Source organism: Sphingomonas sp. Tas61C01, from assembly GCF_052567495.1.
Map to the genome: position 1 here is coordinate 1,550,548 of NZ_CP199583.1, position 16,113 is coordinate 1,566,660.

General features: G+C 67.9%; 18 protein-coding genes and 1 tRNA gene. 8 read left to right on the forward strand and 11 right to left on the reverse strand.

Going from position 1 to position 16,113, the window contains the following annotated elements:
* Positions 1-64: 64 nt before the first annotated feature.
* Together ACT009_RS07320 and cpdR are read right to left on the reverse strand one after the other, a co-directional pair.
* Positions 65-139, reverse strand: a tRNA-Val gene (locus ACT009_RS07320).
* 60 nt (positions 140-199) lie between these two features.
* Positions 200-577 (reverse strand): cell cycle two-component system response regulator CpdR, encoded by a 378-nt coding sequence (gene cpdR / locus ACT009_RS07325; protein ID WP_445193677.1) that lies wholly within the window; start codon positions 575-577, stop codon positions 200-202.
* Positions 578-671: 94 nt separating this feature from the next.
* On the opposite strand from cpdR, the gene ACT009_RS07330 reads away from it, so the two are divergent.
* On the forward strand, positions 672-1,508 hold the full coding sequence (locus ACT009_RS07330) for an N-formylglutamate amidohydrolase (protein ID WP_445193678.1): 837 nt from the start codon (positions 672-674) through the stop codon (positions 1,506-1,508).
* 452 nt (positions 1,509-1,960) lie between these two features.
* Here the strand turns inward: ACT009_RS07330 and ACT009_RS07335 are convergent, their stop codons facing one another.
* Both ACT009_RS07335 and ACT009_RS07340 read right to left on the reverse strand, forming a co-directional pair.
* Positions 1,961-2,731: a SapC family protein gene (locus tag ACT009_RS07335; protein WP_445193679.1), complete on the reverse strand. Its 771-nt coding sequence runs from the start codon at positions 2,729-2,731 to the stop codon at positions 1,961-1,963.
* A 55-nt stretch (positions 2,732-2,786) separates the two neighbouring features.
* Complete coding sequence (locus ACT009_RS07340) at positions 2,787-4,232, reverse strand: FAD-binding oxidoreductase (protein WP_445193680.1); 1,446 nt, start codon at positions 4,230-4,232, stop codon at positions 2,787-2,789.
* Between the two features lie 64 nt (positions 4,233-4,296).
* Here ACT009_RS07340 and ACT009_RS07345 point away from each other — a divergent pair, with 64 nt between their 5' ends.
* The 4 genes from ACT009_RS07345 to ACT009_RS07360 all read left to right on the forward strand — a co-directional run bounded on the left by ACT009_RS07345 (position 4,297) and on the right by ACT009_RS07360 (position 7,229).
* Positions 4,297-4,776: a hypothetical protein gene (locus ACT009_RS07345; protein ID WP_445193681.1), complete on the forward strand. Its 480-nt coding sequence runs from the start codon at positions 4,297-4,299 to the stop codon at positions 4,774-4,776.
* Between the two features lie 312 nt (positions 4,777-5,088).
* A complete protein-coding gene (locus tag ACT009_RS07350) occupies positions 5,089-6,543 on the forward strand; it encodes a DEAD/DEAH box helicase (protein ID WP_445193682.1) in 1,455 nt (484 codons plus the stop codon).
* Between the two features lie 6 nt (positions 6,544-6,549).
* Positions 6,550-6,747: a DUF1289 domain-containing protein gene (locus ACT009_RS07355; protein WP_445193683.1), complete on the forward strand. Its 198-nt coding sequence runs from the start codon at positions 6,550-6,552 to the stop codon at positions 6,745-6,747.
* A 314-nt stretch (positions 6,748-7,061) separates the two neighbouring features.
* The gene (locus tag ACT009_RS07360) at positions 7,062-7,229 is read left to right on the forward strand and encodes a hypothetical protein (protein WP_445193684.1); all 168 of its coding nucleotides are present in this window, start codon (positions 7,062-7,064) and stop codon (positions 7,227-7,229) included.
* A gap of 41 nt (positions 7,230-7,270) precedes the next feature.
* Here ACT009_RS07360 and ACT009_RS07365 read toward each other — a convergent pair whose 3' ends face one another.
* The 5 genes from ACT009_RS07365 to ACT009_RS07385 all read right to left on the reverse strand — a co-directional run bounded on the left by ACT009_RS07365 (position 7,271) and on the right by ACT009_RS07385 (position 10,967).
* Positions 7,271-7,471: a hypothetical protein gene (locus ACT009_RS07365; RefSeq protein ID WP_445193685.1), complete on the reverse strand. Its 201-nt coding sequence runs from the start codon at positions 7,469-7,471 to the stop codon at positions 7,271-7,273.
* Between the two features lie 5 nt (positions 7,472-7,476).
* A complete protein-coding gene (locus tag ACT009_RS07370; RefSeq protein ID WP_445193686.1) occupies positions 7,477-8,091 on the reverse strand; it encodes a glutathione S-transferase family protein in 615 nt (204 codons plus the stop codon).
* A gap of 45 nt (positions 8,092-8,136) precedes the next feature.
* Positions 8,137-9,012, reverse strand: coding sequence for a dienelactone hydrolase family protein (locus tag ACT009_RS07375; RefSeq protein ID WP_445193687.1), 876 nt, complete (start codon positions 9,010-9,012; stop codon positions 8,137-8,139).
* Positions 9,013-9,054: 42 nt separating this feature from the next.
* Complete coding sequence (locus ACT009_RS07380; protein ID WP_445193688.1) at positions 9,055-10,134, reverse strand: MBL fold metallo-hydrolase; 1,080 nt, start codon at positions 10,132-10,134, stop codon at positions 9,055-9,057.
* A gap of 152 nt (positions 10,135-10,286) precedes the next feature.
* Complete coding sequence (locus tag ACT009_RS07385; RefSeq protein WP_445193689.1) at positions 10,287-10,967, reverse strand: cell cycle transcriptional regulator TrcR; 681 nt, start codon at positions 10,965-10,967, stop codon at positions 10,287-10,289.
* A 176-nt stretch (positions 10,968-11,143) separates the two neighbouring features.
* On the opposite strand from ACT009_RS07385, the gene ACT009_RS07390 reads away from it, so the two are divergent.
* A complete protein-coding gene (locus ACT009_RS07390; protein ID WP_445193690.1) occupies positions 11,144-11,407 on the forward strand; it encodes a hypothetical protein in 264 nt (87 codons plus the stop codon).
* A gap of 197 nt (positions 11,408-11,604) precedes the next feature.
* On the opposite strand, the gene ACT009_RS07395 is transcribed toward ACT009_RS07390, so the two are convergent.
* Positions 11,605-12,591, reverse strand: a complete 987-nt coding sequence (locus tag ACT009_RS07395; protein WP_445193691.1) for an NAD(P)H-quinone oxidoreductase — start codon at positions 12,589-12,591, stop codon at positions 11,605-11,607.
* 94 nt (positions 12,592-12,685) lie between these two features.
* Here ACT009_RS07395 and ACT009_RS07400 point away from each other — a divergent pair, with 94 nt between their 5' ends.
* Complete coding sequence (locus ACT009_RS07400) at positions 12,686-12,880, forward strand: DUF1192 domain-containing protein (protein ID WP_445193692.1); 195 nt, start codon at positions 12,686-12,688, stop codon at positions 12,878-12,880.
* A gap of 141 nt (positions 12,881-13,021) precedes the next feature.
* Positions 13,022-15,334: an ATP-dependent Clp protease ATP-binding subunit ClpA gene (gene clpA, locus ACT009_RS07405; protein ID WP_445193693.1), complete on the forward strand. Its 2,313-nt coding sequence runs from the start codon at positions 13,022-13,024 to the stop codon at positions 15,332-15,334.
* A 265-nt stretch (positions 15,335-15,599) separates the two neighbouring features.
* Here clpA and coaD read toward each other — a convergent pair whose 3' ends face one another.
* Complete coding sequence (gene coaD, locus ACT009_RS07410) at positions 15,600-16,106, reverse strand: pantetheine-phosphate adenylyltransferase (protein ID WP_445193694.1); 507 nt, start codon at positions 16,104-16,106, stop codon at positions 15,600-15,602.
* Between the last annotated feature and the right edge of the window lie 7 nt (positions 16,107-16,113).

Sequence of the window (16,113 nt, forward strand, 5' to 3'; positions counted from 1 at the left end):
TTGCCCAATCGCGCGGGGAACAAAAAAGGCCCGCCAACTCAATCGAGCCGGCGAGCCTTTTGTCTGGTGGGCGTGGCAAGGATTGAACTTGCGACCCCTGCGATGTCAACACAGTGCTCTACCACTGAGCTACACGCCCACGAGGAGGGTGCCTCTAGCCGCGGGTTCGCCGCGACGCAAGCGGTTCGATCGGGGCGGTTCAGTTGAGGCCGGTGGCGCTGTCGACCTCGAACATGCGATCCACCTCCAGCACCAGGTCGCGGAGGTGGAAGGGCTTGGAGAGGACGCGGGCGTGCGGCACCTCACGGCCCGCCTTCAGCGTCACCGCCGCGAAGCCGGTGATAAACATGACGCGCAGTCCCGATACCATCTCGCCCGCGCGCTGGGCGAGTTCGATGCCGTCCATCTCGGGCATGACGATGTCGGTGAGCAGCAGATCGAAGCGCTCGGTCTCCAGCAGCGGAATCGCCGCGGTGCCGCGATCGACCGCGGTCACCGCATAGCCGGCGCGCTCCAGCGCGCGGGTGAGATACTCGCGCATGATCTGGTCGTCCTCGGCCAGCAATATTCGGATCATCGCGCACGTCCTTCGTTGCTTATCCATTATGCCCGAAGCGGTTAAGAATTCCAGAGCGTTGCGATGATCGGAGCCGCGGCTTAACGTCGCGGCGATGACGGGTTCGTTCGATCGGCTGGGCCCTGCGGTGCCGGCGACGCCGGTGGTGCTGTCGGTGCCGCATGCCGGGCGCGATTACCCACTGGCGCTGCGTGCGGCGCTGCGGGTGCCGCTGACGAGCCTGATGCCGCTCGAGGACCGCCATGTCGATCGCGTCGCGCACGAGGCGCGGACCGGGGAGATCATGCTCGTCCAGCGGCTGCCCCGGGCGTGGATCGATCTGAACCGCGGCGAGGACGAGCGCGATCCGCGGGTCGACGAGGGCGCCCCCGCCGCCGCGCCGCCGGTGCAGAGCGCCAAGCTGCGCAGCGGCCTCGGGCTGGTGCCCCGGCGGGCCAGCGGCGCGGGCGAGATCTGGCGCCGGCGCTTTCCCGCCGACGATATCGACGCGCGGATCGCCAACGATCACCGGCCCTATCACGAGGCTCTAGCGGAAATTCTGGCGGCGACCCGCGCGGTCTTCGGCATCGCGGTGCTGGTGGACCTTCATTCGATGCCGCCGGTCGACGGCGCGCAGGTGGTGATCGGCGACCGCTTCGGCCGATCCTGCCACGCGCGGTTCGTCGCGCGGATCGAGAGCGAGTGCGGCGGCGCCGGCATCCGTGCCGCGATCAACACGCCCTATGCGGGCGGGCACATCCTCGACCGCCATGGCGCCCCCGATCGCGGCATCCATGCGGTGCAGCTGGAGCTCGACCGCGCGCTGTACCTGGATCGCCGGTTCGACTCCCCCGGCATCGGCCTGGCACGGAGCGTGGCGCTGGTGCGGCGGATCCTCGCCGCGATCGAGGACGAGGCCCTCGCCTACCCCCTCGCCGCCGCCGCCGAATAAAAAAACCACCCCGTGCACGTAGCACGAGGTGGCCAAGGTTCAGGGAGGAGACACACCCGGAGGTGTGTCATACGGGCCCGAGAAAGGGGGGACACGAGCGCCGTACGAGACTAAAATAGGTGAACCGCGATTTGGTTCAACCCCCGATGAAAAAGCGTGCATTTTTTGTTTTTGGTTTCGAGATGGTCGATAGCTTCCGGAGCTACCCCCTCGTCAGCCAGAGACGGCAATCTCCACTGGGCAGGCGAGGACTCAGAGACCTTCACGCCTCAGCGAGACCTCTGCGCAATCACCCGTCACCCCGGACTTGATCCGGGGTCCCGCTGAGTCGCAGGAGCACCAGTCGTCCTACTCGATGCAAAGCGGGACCCCGGATCAAGTCCGGGGTGACGAACTGGGTTGAGCTCCGGCTGGCGCGGTGTGTTGCCCTCGCTGGGAGCGCCCCGCGACCCTCAATTCAGCGTCGGCAGTTCCGGCTGCGGCGACTTGCCCTGCTGGACCTGACGGGCGAAGATGTCGCGCATCAGCGTCAGCGAGAACAGGTGTGCGTAGAGCAGCGGGAGCATGCCGGACTTGGTCATCTTGCGCAGCTGGTCGCCGCGCAGATCGGCCAGCTTCTCTTCGTTGATCATCTGGAAGCCGCGATACACGAAGGGCTGTTCGGCCCCGTCGGGCTGGATCGAGACCTCGCCGTCCATCAGCAGGCCGAGTTCGCGAAGCTCGTTCATGAAGTTCTGGGTGCGTGCGCCCGCCTGTTCGAAGCTCTCGGCGAAACCCAGGATGTTCTTGGTAATCTCGCTCGGCTGGCCGTCGTCGAACAGCGGCTCGCCGTCCGGGAATGCGCCGATCGTCTCGGAGGTCGGATCGAAGCAGAGCGACAGCTCCTCCGCATCGGGGCGCAGCCGCGCGAGCATGTACGGATAGCGACGGACATAGGCCGGCACGTAGAAGTTGTTGTCGATGAGCTTGCCGTCGTCGCCCATGAACACGTTGACGCCCTCGTTCAGGCCCATCAGCGCCAGCGGGATGGCGTCGTCGCCGACCGAGAAGACGATCGGCATGAAGCGCTGGACCAGCGCGAATTCGTCGACGGTGATCGGCACCGCATGCTGGCCAATCAGGAACGGGGCGGTATCCGCGGGGCGGACGCGCCAGTCGGCATGGGTCTCGCTCGAAAGCGGCTCGAGCCCGTTGTAGAAAAGCGGAAGCGGCGCGCTGGCCATGGGGACTCTCCAGTCGAAAGGGGTAGCGGGTCGCGCCGCCGATTGGCGCGAGGCTTTATGGGCCGGGGCGTGCCGACGCAAGCGCGACGAGCTTGCCGGGATTGAGGATACCGAGCGGATCCATCGCCGCCTTCACCGCCCTGAGCGCGGTCAGCCGCGCGGGCGAGGCGAGGCGTTCCAGCTCCTCGCGCTTCATCTGGCCGATGCCGTGTTCGGCCGCGATCGTCCCGCCCGCGGCGGTGACGAGATCGTCGACGAACCGGGTGACGACCGGAACGTCCTCGGCATACCAGCGCGCGGGATCGGTGCCGGGCGCGGCGCGGACGTGGAAATGGACGTTGCCGTCGCCGAGATGCCCGAACCCCGACGCATGCGTGCCGGGGAAGCGCGCATCGCAGGCCGCGGCGGCGTCGATCATGAACGCGGGCATCGTGTCGACCGGCACCGCGATGTCGTGCTGCGACGCCGGGCCGGTGGCGCGTTCGGCATCGGAGATCGAATCGCGCAGCTGCCAGAACGCCTGCCCCTGCGCCTCGTTCGCCGCGATCGTCGCGTCGGCGATCAGCCCGGCGTCGAGTGCGTCGGCGAGCAGCGTCTCGAGCAGTGCGTCGCCGCGGGGATCGGTGCTCTCGATCAGCAGGTGCCACGCATGTTCGCCCGCGATCGGCGCGCGGGCGGCGGGCAGATAGGCGAGCACCGCCGCCAGCGATTCGCGCGGCAGGATCTCGAAGCTCTCGATCGCGTCGCTCGCCATCTGGCAGCGGCGGAGCAGCCGCAGCGCGCTGGCGGGCGAATCGGTGCCCGCCCAGGCGATGCTGCGGGTCCGCGCCGCGGGCACCAGCCGCAGCGCCGCCGCGGTGACGATCGCCAGCGTGCCCTCCGCGCCGACCAGCAGCTGATCGAGGTTCCAGCCGCGATTGTCCTTCCTGAGCGCGGCGAGTCCGTCGTGGATGGTGCCGTCGGCGAGCACCGCCTCCACCCCCGCGACCAGCGCGCGCATCGATCCGAAGCGCAGCACCTGGGTGCCGCCCGCATTGGTCGACACCAGCCCGCCGATCGTCGCCGTACCGCGCGCGCCGAGCGTCAGCGGAAAGCGCCGGTCGACCGCGATCGCAGCGGCGTGGAGTTCGGCTAGGATCACCCCCGCCTCCGCGATCGCCAGTCCCGCCTCGGCATCGACCCGGCGGATGCGATCGAGCCGCCTGAGCGACAGCAGCAACGCGGAGCCGTCCGCGGGCGGGGTCGCGCCGCCGACCATGGAACTGTTGCCGCCCTGGGGCACCAGCGCGACCCGATGCGCGGCCGCCGCGGCGACGATCGTCGCGACCTCCGCGGTCGAGGCAGGCGCGAGCATCGCGGGCGCGGTGCCGTGATAGCGGCGGCGCCAATCGGTCTCCCACGGCGCGATCACGTCACGGTCGGTAACGATCGATTTCGCGTTGATCCGCGATGCGAGCGCGCCCAGCATCGCGGATTGCGCAGGGGACAGCGAAACCGTCATGGTCGGCGGATAGGCCGAGTTCATCCCGCGTTCAACGATCGGCCCTAGGATTTCAGCGGACGACATGATCCATCCCGTGCTCCCCGCCACGCTGCTCGCGCTCGCCCTTCCCGCGGCCAACGTCGTCGACGGCGCTGCGTTCGCGCCCGACAGCGTCCGCGTGACGCAGATGACGATACGGCAGCGGATTATCATCCGGGTGCCGCGCGTGGCGATGCCGGCCCCCGGACAGATGCGCAGCACCACCTCGCAGATGCCGGTGCCGATTCGCTGGAAAGAGAAGAAGGGCCCGAAATGCGTCGCCGGTGCCGAACTGGCGGGCGCGATGATCGTCCGCCCGCGCACCGTCGACGTCGCGCTGACCACCGGTAAACGCATCCGCGCAATCCTCGACGACGATTGCCAGCCGCTCGATTTCTATTCGGGCTTCTACATCCGCCCGGGCAGCGACGGAATGATCTGCGCCGACCGCGACGTGATCCGGGTGCGATCGGGCGCAACCTGCGCGATCGATTCGTTCAAGACCCTGGTGGCCGCCAAGTAAGAGGCTGTTGAAAATCGGCGGAAGAGCCAATTCAATGCGGTGCCGGCCCGCTCCCCCTCCCGGCCACCCAGACGGTATCCTGATGGGTGGCCGGGAGGGGGAGTATCGGGTCGGCGATGCCCCCGGCATTGCCTGACCGGCGCGGGGCGCCGTTCACCCGATACTGGCCGGCTCCGTCGAGATGCGCCTTCAGCGCATTTCCAAACAGACTCTAAGCCTCCGCGCGCGCAATTCTTGACTTTGGCCCTCGAATCCGCGAGCGCCGACTGGTTTGCTGGCGTGTTTCGCGCGCGCATCTATCCGGAAACTTGCATGAGCTTTGCCGATCTCGGCCTTTCAGACGAACTCCTGAAGACGGTGACCGACGCCGGTTACACCGATCCGACCCCGATTCAGGCGAGCGCGATCCCGTCCGTGCTGATGATGCGCGACATCATCGGTATCGCCCAGACCGGCACCGGCAAGACCGCCAGCTTCGTGCTGCCGATGATCGACATCCTGGCGCAGGGCCGCAGCCGGGCGCGGATGCCGCGATCGCTGATCCTGGAGCCGACCCGCGAACTCGCGGCGCAGGTCGCCGAGAATTTCGAAAAATACGGCAAGAACCACAAGCTATCGATGGCGCTGCTGATCGGCGGCGTGTCGATGGGCGACCAGCTCGCCGCGCTCGAAAAGGGCGTCGACGTCCTGATCGCGACGCCGGGGCGGCTGATGGACCTGTTCGGTCGCGGCAAGATCCTGCTGACCGGCTGTTCGATGCTGGTGATCGACGAGGCGGACCGGATGCTCGACATGGGCTTCATCCCCGATATCGAGGAGATCTGCACCAAGCTGCCGAAGTCGCGGCAGACGCTGCTGTTCTCCGCGACGATGCCGCCGCCGATCAAGAAGCTCGCCGACAAGTTCCTCGACAACCCGAAGATGATCGAGGTGTCGCGCCCGGCATCGACCAATCTCAACATCAAGCAGTATCTGGTCGCGGTGCCGTCCCAGGCGGCGAAGCGCGAGCGGCTGCGGCGATTGCTCGACCAGGAGGAGGTGACCAACGCGATCATCTTCTGCAACCGCAAGACGACGGTGCGCGAACTCAACAAGGTGCTCCGCCAGGCCGGTCGCAAATCGGGCGAGATCCATGGCGACATGGAACAGCCGCAGCGGCTTGCCGAACTTGAATTGTTCAAGACCGGCGCGGTCAACGTGCTGGTCGCGTCGGACGTCGCCGCGCGCGGGCTCGACATCAAGGGCGTGAGCACGGTGTTCAACTACGACGCGCCGTGGCACCCCGATGACTATGTCCACCGCATCGGCCGCACCGGCCGCGCGGGGGCGACGGGCACCGCCTATACCTTCGTGACGCCCGACGACACTGAGAACGTCCAGAACATCGAGAAGCTGACCGGTCAGACGATCGAGCGGCTCGGCGCGGACGATGCCGCGGCCGAGCCCGCTGCCGAGACGAGCGAAGCACCGCGTGCGCGCCGCGACCGCGCGCCGCGTCGCGACGACGCCCGCGAAGCGAGGCCGGCGCGCGAGCCGCGGTCGCCCCGCCCGCCACGCCAGTCGCGCGCTGCGGCAGAGCTGGTCGTGGCAGATGCTCCGGCGCCCGCTCCCGCCCCGGCGCGGCAGGAGGCGCCTCGCGCCGAGCGCCCCCGCCGCGACAGCCGCAACGACGACCGCCGCCCGCGCCGCGATGCGGTCGACGAGGCGCCGGACGACGGCTGGAACGGCCCGATGCCCGACTTCCTGAAGGCGACGATCGGCGGCTGAGCCGCGATGACCGTGCCTAATGCGAGCGGATCGGCGGCGGCAGGAGCCTCGCCGTGCAACCAGGTGTGCACGCTCGACGAGCGCGATGTCTGCCTGGGATGCGGGCGGACGATCGACGAAATCGCGGCATGGGCGACGCTGCCGCTGGCGGCGCGGATCGCGGTTCTTGCTGCGTTGCCGGGGCGGATGGAATCAGGTCGGTAAGGGGTGAGTTCCTACGGGTGCGCTTTGCGTGATCGGCTAGCTCGCGCACTCGTTAGCGATCGCGTCGCGATAGAGCAGCTACATTGCCCCATGTGTCCCCGCGAAGGCGGGGACCCAGTACTGGGCTCCCGCCTTCGCGGGAGCACTGCGGAAGTCCCGTCACCCCGGACTCGATCGGGATCCCGCTGACCGCAAGCGCGCCAGTCGTCGGACTCGTTGCAAAGCGGGACCCCGGATCGAGTCCGGGGTGACGGAAGGACTGAACTCTCCACCGCCGTCCGCGTTTATTAAGAATGCCAAAGTCGCCGGTCCTCATGACCCCAAACGCCCCACAGCACGCCAGCCTCACCGTCGCGATCGGCAAGCGATCCGCACTCAAGGCCGACGTCACGGTGACCCCGTCGGGCCTGCTCGCGATCGGCGCGCTCGTCTCCTCGATCCTGCTGTCGACTGCCGTCATCGTCCACGCCGCGCGACGGTGACCCGTTGGGCCACGGCCCGCCGACGCCGTCAACTTCTTGGATCAACCGTCATCCAGCTCCGCAGCCCCGGCCAACGGCAGCGGCGATGGCCCGTTCGGCGGCCACACCGGCGACAGATCGCCATCATCGGAATCGCCGCGCCGTTTGCGGAGCATGCGCTCCACGAACGTCATCATCTCCTTGCGCATCGCTCGTTCCTCGGCGGTGGGCCTGGGCGGGCCGACGAGGTCCTTGACCGGCACCGCCCTCACCCCTTCGGCGCCATCAGCGCGTCGTCGATCGCGGCGGCGCGTTTGTAGGCGTCGCGGGTGGTGACGCGGGCGACATAGTCCTCGAACACCGGCAGCTTGGGGAGCGAGCCGAACTGGACACCCCAGATCACCTGAGAACCCGCATAGACGTCCGCCGCCGTGAAGCGGTCGCCGGCGAGGAAGGGGTGCGCGGCGACCGCGCCGGCGAAGGTGTCCACCACCGCCTCGTAGCTGCCATAGCCGACCATCCGCTGCTGTTCGGCGGAGGGCACCACCCCCAGCGATCGGTTGGTCACCGCCGCCTCTACCGGGCCGGCGGCGTAGAACATCCAGCGATAATAGTCGGCGCGTTCGGCGTCGGTCGGCGCGAGCCCGGCTTCGCTGAAGGTATCGGCCAGATAGCAGCAGATCGCGGCGCCTTCGGTCACCACCTTGCCGTCGTGGACGATCGCAGGGACTTTGCCCATCGGATTGACCGCCAGATACGCGTCGTCCTTCATCGACGCGGCGTAATCGAGGATCACCGCCTCGTACGCCACCCCGACCTCCTCGAGCATCCAGCGCGCGATGCGGCCGCGCGACATGGGGTTGGTGTAGAGCGTCAGCGCCATCTCGATCTCCGATTCGTCAGGAACGGAAGTGGAACATCGCCATCGTCATGCGTCAAGATGCTTGTGGAAGAACGCGATCGTGCGGCCCCAGGCGAGCGCGGCGGCGGCGGCATCGTAGCGTTCGGCCGACGTGTCGTTGTTGAACGCATGATCGACACCGGGATAGGTGAACGCCTCGACCGGCTTGTGCGCGGCCTTCAACGCCGCGACCCAGGGCTCCCCGGTGGCGGCGACCCGCGCGTCCTTGCCCGCATAATGCAGCATCAGCGGGGCCTTGACCCTGATCGCGTTGGTGGCGGCGGGTGCCGGGCCGTAATAGGCGACCCCCGCGGCGAGATCGGCGCCGGCCGCGATCGCGAATTGATTCACGAACGCGCCGCCCCAGCAGAAGCCGACGATCCCCGCCTTGCCCGTGGAGCTCGGCTGCGCGCGCGCCTTTGCCATCATCGACACCGCCTGGGCGAGCGCGAGATCATAGTCGATCGTGCCGATGAGCGTCCGGGCGCGGTCCTCGTCGGCCGGGGTGCCACCCTGCGGTGCGAGCAGATCGGGCGCGATCGCGGTGAAGCCGGCGAGCGCGACGCGGCGCGCGACGTCCTGGATGTGCGGGGTCAGCCCGCGATTCTCGTGGATCACCAGCACCGTGCCGCGCTTGCCCTTCGCCTTGGCGGGGGCAGCGACATAGGCGCGCGCGGGCTTGCCGGCGTCGCTGCCGGTCTTCCATTCGGTGTGCAGCCGCGGGTCGGCAGGGTCAACCACCGCGGCGGCGGCCGGCGATGCCGCAATGCCGACGATCAGCGCCTCGGCCGCGGCGACGGAACCGGCGAGCGCGGTCATTTGCTTCAGCAGCGTGCGGCGGTCGTGGTGATCGTGGGTGAAGGCGTCGTACAGGGCGACGGCGCGGTCGCGAAGCTCGGTCATGCAGGCTCTCCCGGTATCGTTGCCACGGAGCCTAGCCCGGCGTCACCCCGCACGCCACCACCACACGCCGTCGCGATCCTCGCGCACCGCACGGCCCTCGACCTCCAGGCGGCGGACATGCGCCAGCGCCTCGCCGGTCGCCATGCCGAGCATGTCGGGGCCGATCGCGCGGCGGAACAGCCGCCCGAAGCAGTCGAACGCGCGGCGTGGCTCGGCGAGGAAGATCGCGAGTTCGTCGAGCCGCTCGCGATGTTCGCGGTCCATCGCGTCCAACCGCGCGTGGAGCCCGGTGAACGGATCGCCATGTCCCGGCAGGACGAACAGGTCGGCGGGCAGCGCCCGCAGCCGCGCGATCGACGCGAACCATTCGCCGAGCGGATCGGCGTTGGGCTCGGTGACCCCGAGCGACACATTGGGGCTGATCCGCGGCAACACCTGGTCGCCCGCGATCAGCACCCCGTGCCGTTCGTCGTAGAGGCAGGCATGTTCCGGGCTGTGCCCCGATCCGACGACGATCCGCCAATCGACCGCGCCGATGCGCAGCATGTCGCCGTGCGCGATCCGGGTGAAGCCCATCGGCAACGGCGTGACGATCCGGCGAAAGCCGGACCAGCCGCGCGCGCTGGCATGATCGATCTGGTCCTGGCTCCAGCCGGCAGCGCGCCAGAAGGCGATCATCTCGTCCGGTACCACGTCGCGCGCGTCGGCGACGAGCATCCGTGCGGTCAGCCATTCGCCGCGGGTCATCACCAGCGGCGCGTCGTGGTGCGCGCACATCCAGCCGGCGAGGCCGATGTGATCGGGATGAAAATGCGTGCCGATCACCCGCGTCACGGCGGTGCTCGCCAGCGGCCCGCGGAATACCGACTTCCACGCATCGCGCGCGGCATCGGTGTTCATGCCGGCATCGACCAGCGCCGCCCCGCCCCCGTCGTCGAGCAGCCAGCAATTGACGTGCTTCAAGGGCCCCGGGATCTGCAGCCGGACCCAGCCGATGCCGGGCGCCACCTGCATGACGTCGCCGGATGCGGGCTCGGCGCCGCCGAAGGGGTAGGTCAGCCCCTTGTGACTCGTCGCCGTCAGGCTGTCGTCGGGCGCGAACGCGGCATCGGGTTGGGACATCGGCTGTCGGTAGCGGTTTGCAACCTGATAAGTCCAGTGTTGCCGCTACCGCTCGCCACTGCAGCTTGCGCTCCCGCGAAGGCGGGAGCCCAGTACTGGGTCCCCGCCTTCGCGGGGACACATGGTTAGGAGCGACGGGCCGCCCCCTCACCTCACCGCTTGAACGGATCTCCGAACAGGGCGTTCGCTTCGCTGATCGGTTCGCGGCCGCCATTCTCGAGGTCGCGGGCGGCCTGGTCGCGTTCGGCGCGGAGCTGTTCGATCAGCGCGCTGCGGTCACCCTCGAGGCGGTGGTCGGTCGGCTGGGCTTCGATGCCCGCCGCCTTGGCTGCCTTCGCGACCGCGGCGTCGAGTTCGCGCTGCGTGGTCAGGCCGAGCGTCACCGGATCCTTGGGGGTGATGTTGGCGATGTTCCAATGGCTGCGATCGCGGATCGCGGCGATGGTGGTGCGGGTGGTGCCGATCAGGTTGCTGATCGCGCCGTCAGTGATCTCGGGATGGTTGCGGATGATCCACGAGATGCCGTCGGGCTTGTCCTGGCGCTTCGACACCGGGGTGTAGCGCGGGCCCTTGGTGCGGCGGACCTGGTCGGGGCCCTTGATCATCTGCAGCCGGTATTCGGGATCGTCCTGGCCCTTGTCGATCTCCTCCTGCGTCACCTCGTGCGCGCGGACCGGATCGCGGCCGGTCAGCTTGGTCGCCGCGGTATCGTCGGCGATCGCCTGCACCTCGAGGATGTGGAGGCCGCAGAACTCCGCGATCTGGTCGAACGAGAGCGAGGTATTGTCGACCATCCAGGAAGCGGTCGCATGGGGCATGAGCGGCTGGGCCACGGGGAAACTCCGTCCGAAAATAGAAAGGGCCGCCCCTCTCGGAGCGGCCGTGCCATGACATCGATGTACTGCGCGTGTTGCCGAAGGGCAACCCGTCCGGGATTTTGCCGCTGCCGCGTTCCGTTTGTCACAAAGGCTGACTATGCGCCGATGTGCGTAACAAGGGAGTTCGAACAATGAAGACGATCAACGGATTGGCGGCAACCGCCGCGAGCCTCGCGCTGCTGGCGACCCCGGTCGCGGCATCGGCCGCCACCGCCACCAACCCCGCCGCCAGCCTGTCGGTGGCCAAGACCCGCGCCGCCACGCCGACCGCGCGCGGCAGCAAGCTCGGCGCGTCGGTGCCGACCGCGACGTTGATCAGCATCGGCGTCCTCGCCGCGCTGGTCGTCGGCGTGCTCGTCGCGACCGGCGGCGACGACAATTCGGACAGCAACTGAGGGGTAAGGTCGTCCCCTGCCTGGCGCAGGAGGGCGACCGCCAAATGCCTTTATTTGTCATCCTCGCGTAGGCGGGGATCCAGACTGGCGAACGTTGCAGCTCCATCGCCGGGGTCAGCCAGTATGGATCCCCGCTTGCGCGGGGATGACGAAAGAAGAGGAGGAGCGGCGACAGCGTCGGCAGCCGCTCGGCCCGCCTACGCCGCCACCACCTCCAGCACGATCTTGCCGACATGGTCGCCGGCTTCCATCCGTTCGTGCGCCGCGGCGGCGGCAGCGAAGGGGAAGACCTTGTCGATCACCGGCTTCAGCCGCCCCGCCTCGACGTGCGGCCATACCGTCGCGGCGAGTTCCTCCGCGACCAACGTCTTGAACTGCGTGTCGCGCGGGCGCAGCGTCGAGCCGGTGAGCGTCAGCCGCCGGCGCATGATCTCGAAGATCGGGATCGTCGCGGTCATTCCGCCCTGCACCGCGATCGAGACGTGGCGACCGTCGTCGGCCAAGCATTGGAGGTTGCGCGGCAGGTAATCGCCGCCGACCATGTCGAGCACCGCCTGCACCCCCGCGCCGCCGGTGATCGCGCGGACGCGCTCGACGAAATCATCGGTCCGGTAGTTGATCGCGTGATCCGCGCCGAGATCGAGCGCGCGGGCGCATTTCTCGTCCGATCCGGCGGTGACGATCACGCCCACGTCGAACAGGTTGCACAGCGCGATCGCCATCGTGCCGATGCCGCTGGTGCCGCCATGGACCAGCACCGTGTCACCCTCGGTCGCATAGGCGCGCTCGAACAGGTTGGTCCACACCGTGAACAGGGTTTCGGGGATCGCCGCGGCCTCGACCATCGTCAGCGCCTGCGGCACCGGCAGGCATTGCCCGAACGGCGCGACCGCATATTCGGCATAGGCCCCGGCCGTGACCAGCGCGCACACCGGTTGGCCGATCTGCTCGGCATCGACGCCGTCGCCCACGGCCACGATCGTGCCGGAGAATTCCATCCCGAGGATCGACGAGGCGCCGGGCGGCGGCGGGTACATGCCCTTGCGCTGCATCACCTCGGGCCGATTCACCCCGATCGCGGCGACGCGGACCAGCACCTCGCCCGCTTCCGGCGTCGGGACCAGACGCTCGACCAGCTTCAGCACCTCGGGCCCGCCGGGCTCCTGCGGATCGATCGCGTTCATCGTGCTGGGGATCGCGACCATGTGTCTCGCTTCGGCTTGCTGGACGAAACGGCGTTATTGACATCGTGCGTGCCAGGGTCAACGCTGCACTGCAATGGAGCTCGACGACGCCCCCTCGCGTCCCAACGACGCACTTGACGAGCTGATCCGGCAGGACCTCGATCCCCTGTCGGTGGCCGAACTCGAAGCACGCATCACCGTGCTCGAGGGCGAGATCGCGCGATCCCGAATCAAGCTGGAACGCGCGGTCGATCACCGGGCACACGCCGACCAGCTATTCAAGCGATGAGCGTCCCCTGCCCCGTCCGGCTTCCTACAAGATATGGACGGGGCGGGAACGGGGCGCTTGATGCGGAGCGGTTCAATTCCGACATAAGCGGAAAGGGCGCGGCTCCCGGCCGTTACTTGCGCCCGACTGGAGTATCCTGACATGCCGTCATTCGCCCCCGCGCTCGAGACCACGCTGCACAAGGCGCTCGAAGCCGCATCGTCCCGCCGCCACGAATATGCGACGCTGGAGCATCTGCTGCTCGCGCTGATCGACGACGAGCATGCCTCCAAGGTGATGGACGCGTGTCATGTCGATCTCGGCGAGCTGAAGACGACGGTGGCGCATTATCTCGACACCGAGCTCGATGCGCTGAAGGTCGAGGCGGCGACCGATCCCTCGCCCACCAGCGGCTTCCAGCGGGTCGTCCAGCGCGCGATCCTCCACGTCCAGTCGTCCGGCCGCGACGAAGTGACCGGCGGCAACGTACTGGTCGCACTGTTCAGCGAGCGCGAGAGCTATGCGGTCTATTTTCTGCAGCAGCAGGACATGAGCCGTCTCGATGCGGTCAGCTTCATCAGCCACGGCGTCGGCAAGGGCGGCGCCGCCGAGGCCGCGACCCCCAAGGGTGCAGAGGAAGAGAAGCAGGTGAAGGGCGACAGCAAGGGCAAGAGCGAAAGCGCGCTCAAGCAGTTCACCGTCGACCTCAACGAGAAGGCCAAGAACGGCAAGGTCGATCCGCTGATCGGCCGCGGCCCCGAGGTCGATCGCACGATCCAGATCCTGTGCCGCCGGTCGAAGAACAACCCGCTCTATGTCGGCGATCCCGGCGTCGGCAAGACCGCGATCGCGGAGGGGCTGGCGCGCAAGATCGTCGAGGGCGACGTGCCCGACGTGCTGCTGCAGGCGGTGATCTATTCGCTCGACATGGGCTCGCTGCTGGCGGGCACGCGCTATCGCGGCGATTTCGAGGAGCGGCTGAAGGCGGTCGTCAACGAGCTCGAGAAGCTGCCGCACGCAGTGCTGTTCATCGACGAGATCCACACCGTGATCGGCGCCGGCGCGACCAGCGGCGGGGCGATGGACGCGTCGAACCTCCTGAAGCCGGCGCTGTCGGGCGGCACCATCCGGTGCATCGGATCGACGACGTACAAGGAGTTCCGCAACCACTTCGAGAAGGATCGCGCGCTGCTGCGGCGGTTCCAGAAGATCGACGTCAACGAGCCGACGATCGAGGACACGATCAAGATCCTCGCCGGGCTGCGCACCGCGTTCGAGGAGCATCATTCGGTGAAATACACCCCCGACGCGATCAAGTCGGCGGTGGAACTCAGCGCGCGCTACATCAACGACCGCAAGCTGCCCGACAAGGCGATCGACGTGATCGACGAGGTCGGCGCGATGCAGATGCTGGTGCCGCCGTCGAAGCGCAAGAAGACGATCACCACCAAGGAGATCGAGGCGGTCATCGCGACGATGGCGCGGATCCCGCCGAAATCGGTGTCGTCGGACGACAAGAAGTCGCTCGCCTCGCTCGAGACCGATCTGAAGCGCGTGGTGTTCGGGCAGGACAAGGCGATCGAGCTGCTGGCATCGGCGATCAAGCTGTCGCGGGCGGGCCTGCGCGATCCCGAGAAGCCGATCGGCAATTATCTGTTCACCGGCCCGACCGGCGTCGGCAAGACCGAGGTCGCCAAGCAGCTCGCGCAGATCATGGGCATCCCGCTCCAGCGCTTCGACATGTCCGAATATATGGAACGGCATTCGGTCAGCCGGCTGATCGGCGCGCCCCCGGGCTATGTCGGGTTCGACCAGGGCGGCCTGCTGACCGACGCGGTCGACCAGCAGCCGCATTGCGTGCTGCTGCTCGACGAGATCGAGAAGGCGCACCCCGACCTGTTCAACATCCTGTTGCAGGTGATGGATAACGGCCGCCTGACCGATCAGCACGGCAAGTCGGTCGATTTCCGCAACGTCATCCTGATCATGACCACCAATGCCGGTGCGTCGGACATGGCGCGCGAGACGGTCGGCTTCGGCAACCTCACTCGCGAGGGCGAGGACGAGCAGGCGGTGCAGAAGATGTTCACGCCGGAATTCCGCAACCGGCTCGATGCGATCGTGCCGTTCGGCTATCTGCCGACCGAAGTGGTCGCGCGGGTGGTGGACAAGTTCATCCTCCAGCTCGAACTGCAGCTGGCGGACCGCAACGTCCACATCCAGCTCGACGACGCATCGAAGTGCTGGCTGACCGAAAAGGGCTACGACAAGCTGTACGGCGCGCGTCCGATGGGCCGCCTGATCCAGGAGAAGATCAAGCAGCCGCTGGCGGAGGAGCTGTTGTTCGGCAAGCTAGTCCATGGCGGCGAGGTGACCGTGAAGATGAAGGACGGCGCGCTGGCGTTCGCGATCGAATCCGCCGCGCCGAAGAAGCCCAAGAAGGGCGGGCGCAAGGTGGTCACCGACGTGGCGTGATGTATGCGGGGGGGTTGGGTAAGGCGCACCCACCCCCTCCCACCACCCCGGCGGAGGCCGGGGCCCAGGTGGGAAGGCTCATGTAATCGGGCGCGACCCCAAGCCACGATCGTCCGCCAACTGGGCCCCGGCCTCCGCCGGGGTGGTAGTTGGATGAAGCCTTTTACCGCTCCTCTATTGTGCTCCCGCGAAGGCGGGAGCCCAGTACTGGGTCCCCGCCTTCGCGGGGACACTGTGGAGGTGGGACGCTGAGCCGCCCCGCTCCTCAGCTACCCTTGCGGCCCAGCTTCTCCACCCGGGCGACCACCTCTTCACGAACGCTCGGTGATACGAATTTCGCGATCTCGCCGCCGTAGAGCGCGATTTCCTTTACCAGGCGGCTCGCGATCGGCTGGAGCGCGACGTCGGCCATCAGGAAGACCGTCTCGACCCGTGGATTGATCTGCTGGTTCATTCCCGCCATCTGATATTCGTATTCGAAATCGGCGACCGCGCGCAGGCCGCGGACGATGATGCGGGCGCCCTGACGCTCGGCGAAGTCCATCAGCAGCGAATCGAACGCGACGATGTCGATCTCGCCGCCGATCTCCGCGACCTCGCGCCGGACCGTCGCCATGCGTTCCTCGATCGTGAACATCGGCGACTTGGACGGGTTGGTCGTCACCCCGATCACCAGCCGGTCGACCAACTTGGCGCCGCGGCGGATGATGTCCATGTGGCCCAGGGTCAGCGGGTCGAAGGTGCCGGGATAGACCCCGATGCGCGTCGTCATGGCCGTG

What these genes read in the sequence shown, in the direction of transcription:
- ACT009_RS07380 (WP_445193688.1), bottom strand. Translation starts at nt 10,134, where the DNA reads ATGTCCCAACCCGATGCCGCGTTCGCGCCCGACGACAGCCTGACGGCG.
- ACT009_RS07370 (WP_445193686.1), bottom strand. Translation starts at nt 8,091, where the DNA reads ATGGCGCTGACGCTCTACACCAACCCCATGTCGCGCGGCCGCATCGCG.
- ACT009_RS07360 (WP_445193684.1), top strand. Translation starts at nt 7,062, where the DNA reads ATGACCCCAAACGCCCCACAGCACGCCAGCCTCACCGTCGCGATCGGC.
- coaD (WP_445193694.1), bottom strand. Translation starts at nt 16,106, where the DNA reads ATGACGACGCGCATCGGGGTCTATCCCGGCACCTTCGACCCGCTGACC.
- clpA (WP_445193693.1), top strand. Translation starts at nt 13,022, where the DNA reads ATGCCGTCATTCGCCCCCGCGCTCGAGACCACGCTGCACAAGGCGCTC.
- ACT009_RS07335 (WP_445193679.1), bottom strand. Translation starts at nt 2,731, where the DNA reads ATGGCCAGCGCGCCGCTTCCGCTTTTCTACAACGGGCTCGAGCCGCTT.
- ACT009_RS07345 (WP_445193681.1), top strand. Translation starts at nt 4,297, where the DNA reads ATGATCCATCCCGTGCTCCCCGCCACGCTGCTCGCGCTCGCCCTTCCC.
- ACT009_RS07400 (WP_445193692.1), top strand. Translation starts at nt 12,686, where the DNA reads ATGGAGCTCGACGACGCCCCCTCGCGTCCCAACGACGCACTTGACGAG.
- ACT009_RS07390 (WP_445193690.1), top strand. Translation starts at nt 11,144, where the DNA reads ATGAAGACGATCAACGGATTGGCGGCAACCGCCGCGAGCCTCGCGCTG.
- ACT009_RS07355 (WP_445193683.1), top strand. Translation starts at nt 6,550, where the DNA reads ATGACCGTGCCTAATGCGAGCGGATCGGCGGCGGCAGGAGCCTCGCCG.
- ACT009_RS07330 (WP_445193678.1), top strand. Translation starts at nt 672, where the DNA reads ATGACGGGTTCGTTCGATCGGCTGGGCCCTGCGGTGCCGGCGACGCCG.
- ACT009_RS07340 (WP_445193680.1), bottom strand. Translation starts at nt 4,232, where the DNA reads ATGACGGTTTCGCTGTCCCCTGCGCAATCCGCGATGCTGGGCGCGCTC.
- ACT009_RS07395 (WP_445193691.1), bottom strand. Translation starts at nt 12,591, where the DNA reads ATGAACGCGATCGATCCGCAGGAGCCCGGCGGGCCCGAGGTGCTGAAG.
- ACT009_RS07375 (WP_445193687.1), bottom strand. Translation starts at nt 9,012, where the DNA reads ATGACCGAGCTTCGCGACCGCGCCGTCGCCCTGTACGACGCCTTCACC.
- cpdR (WP_445193677.1), bottom strand. Translation starts at nt 577, where the DNA reads ATGATCCGAATATTGCTGGCCGAGGACGACCAGATCATGCGCGAGTAT.
- ACT009_RS07350 (WP_445193682.1), top strand. Translation starts at nt 5,089, where the DNA reads ATGAGCTTTGCCGATCTCGGCCTTTCAGACGAACTCCTGAAGACGGTG.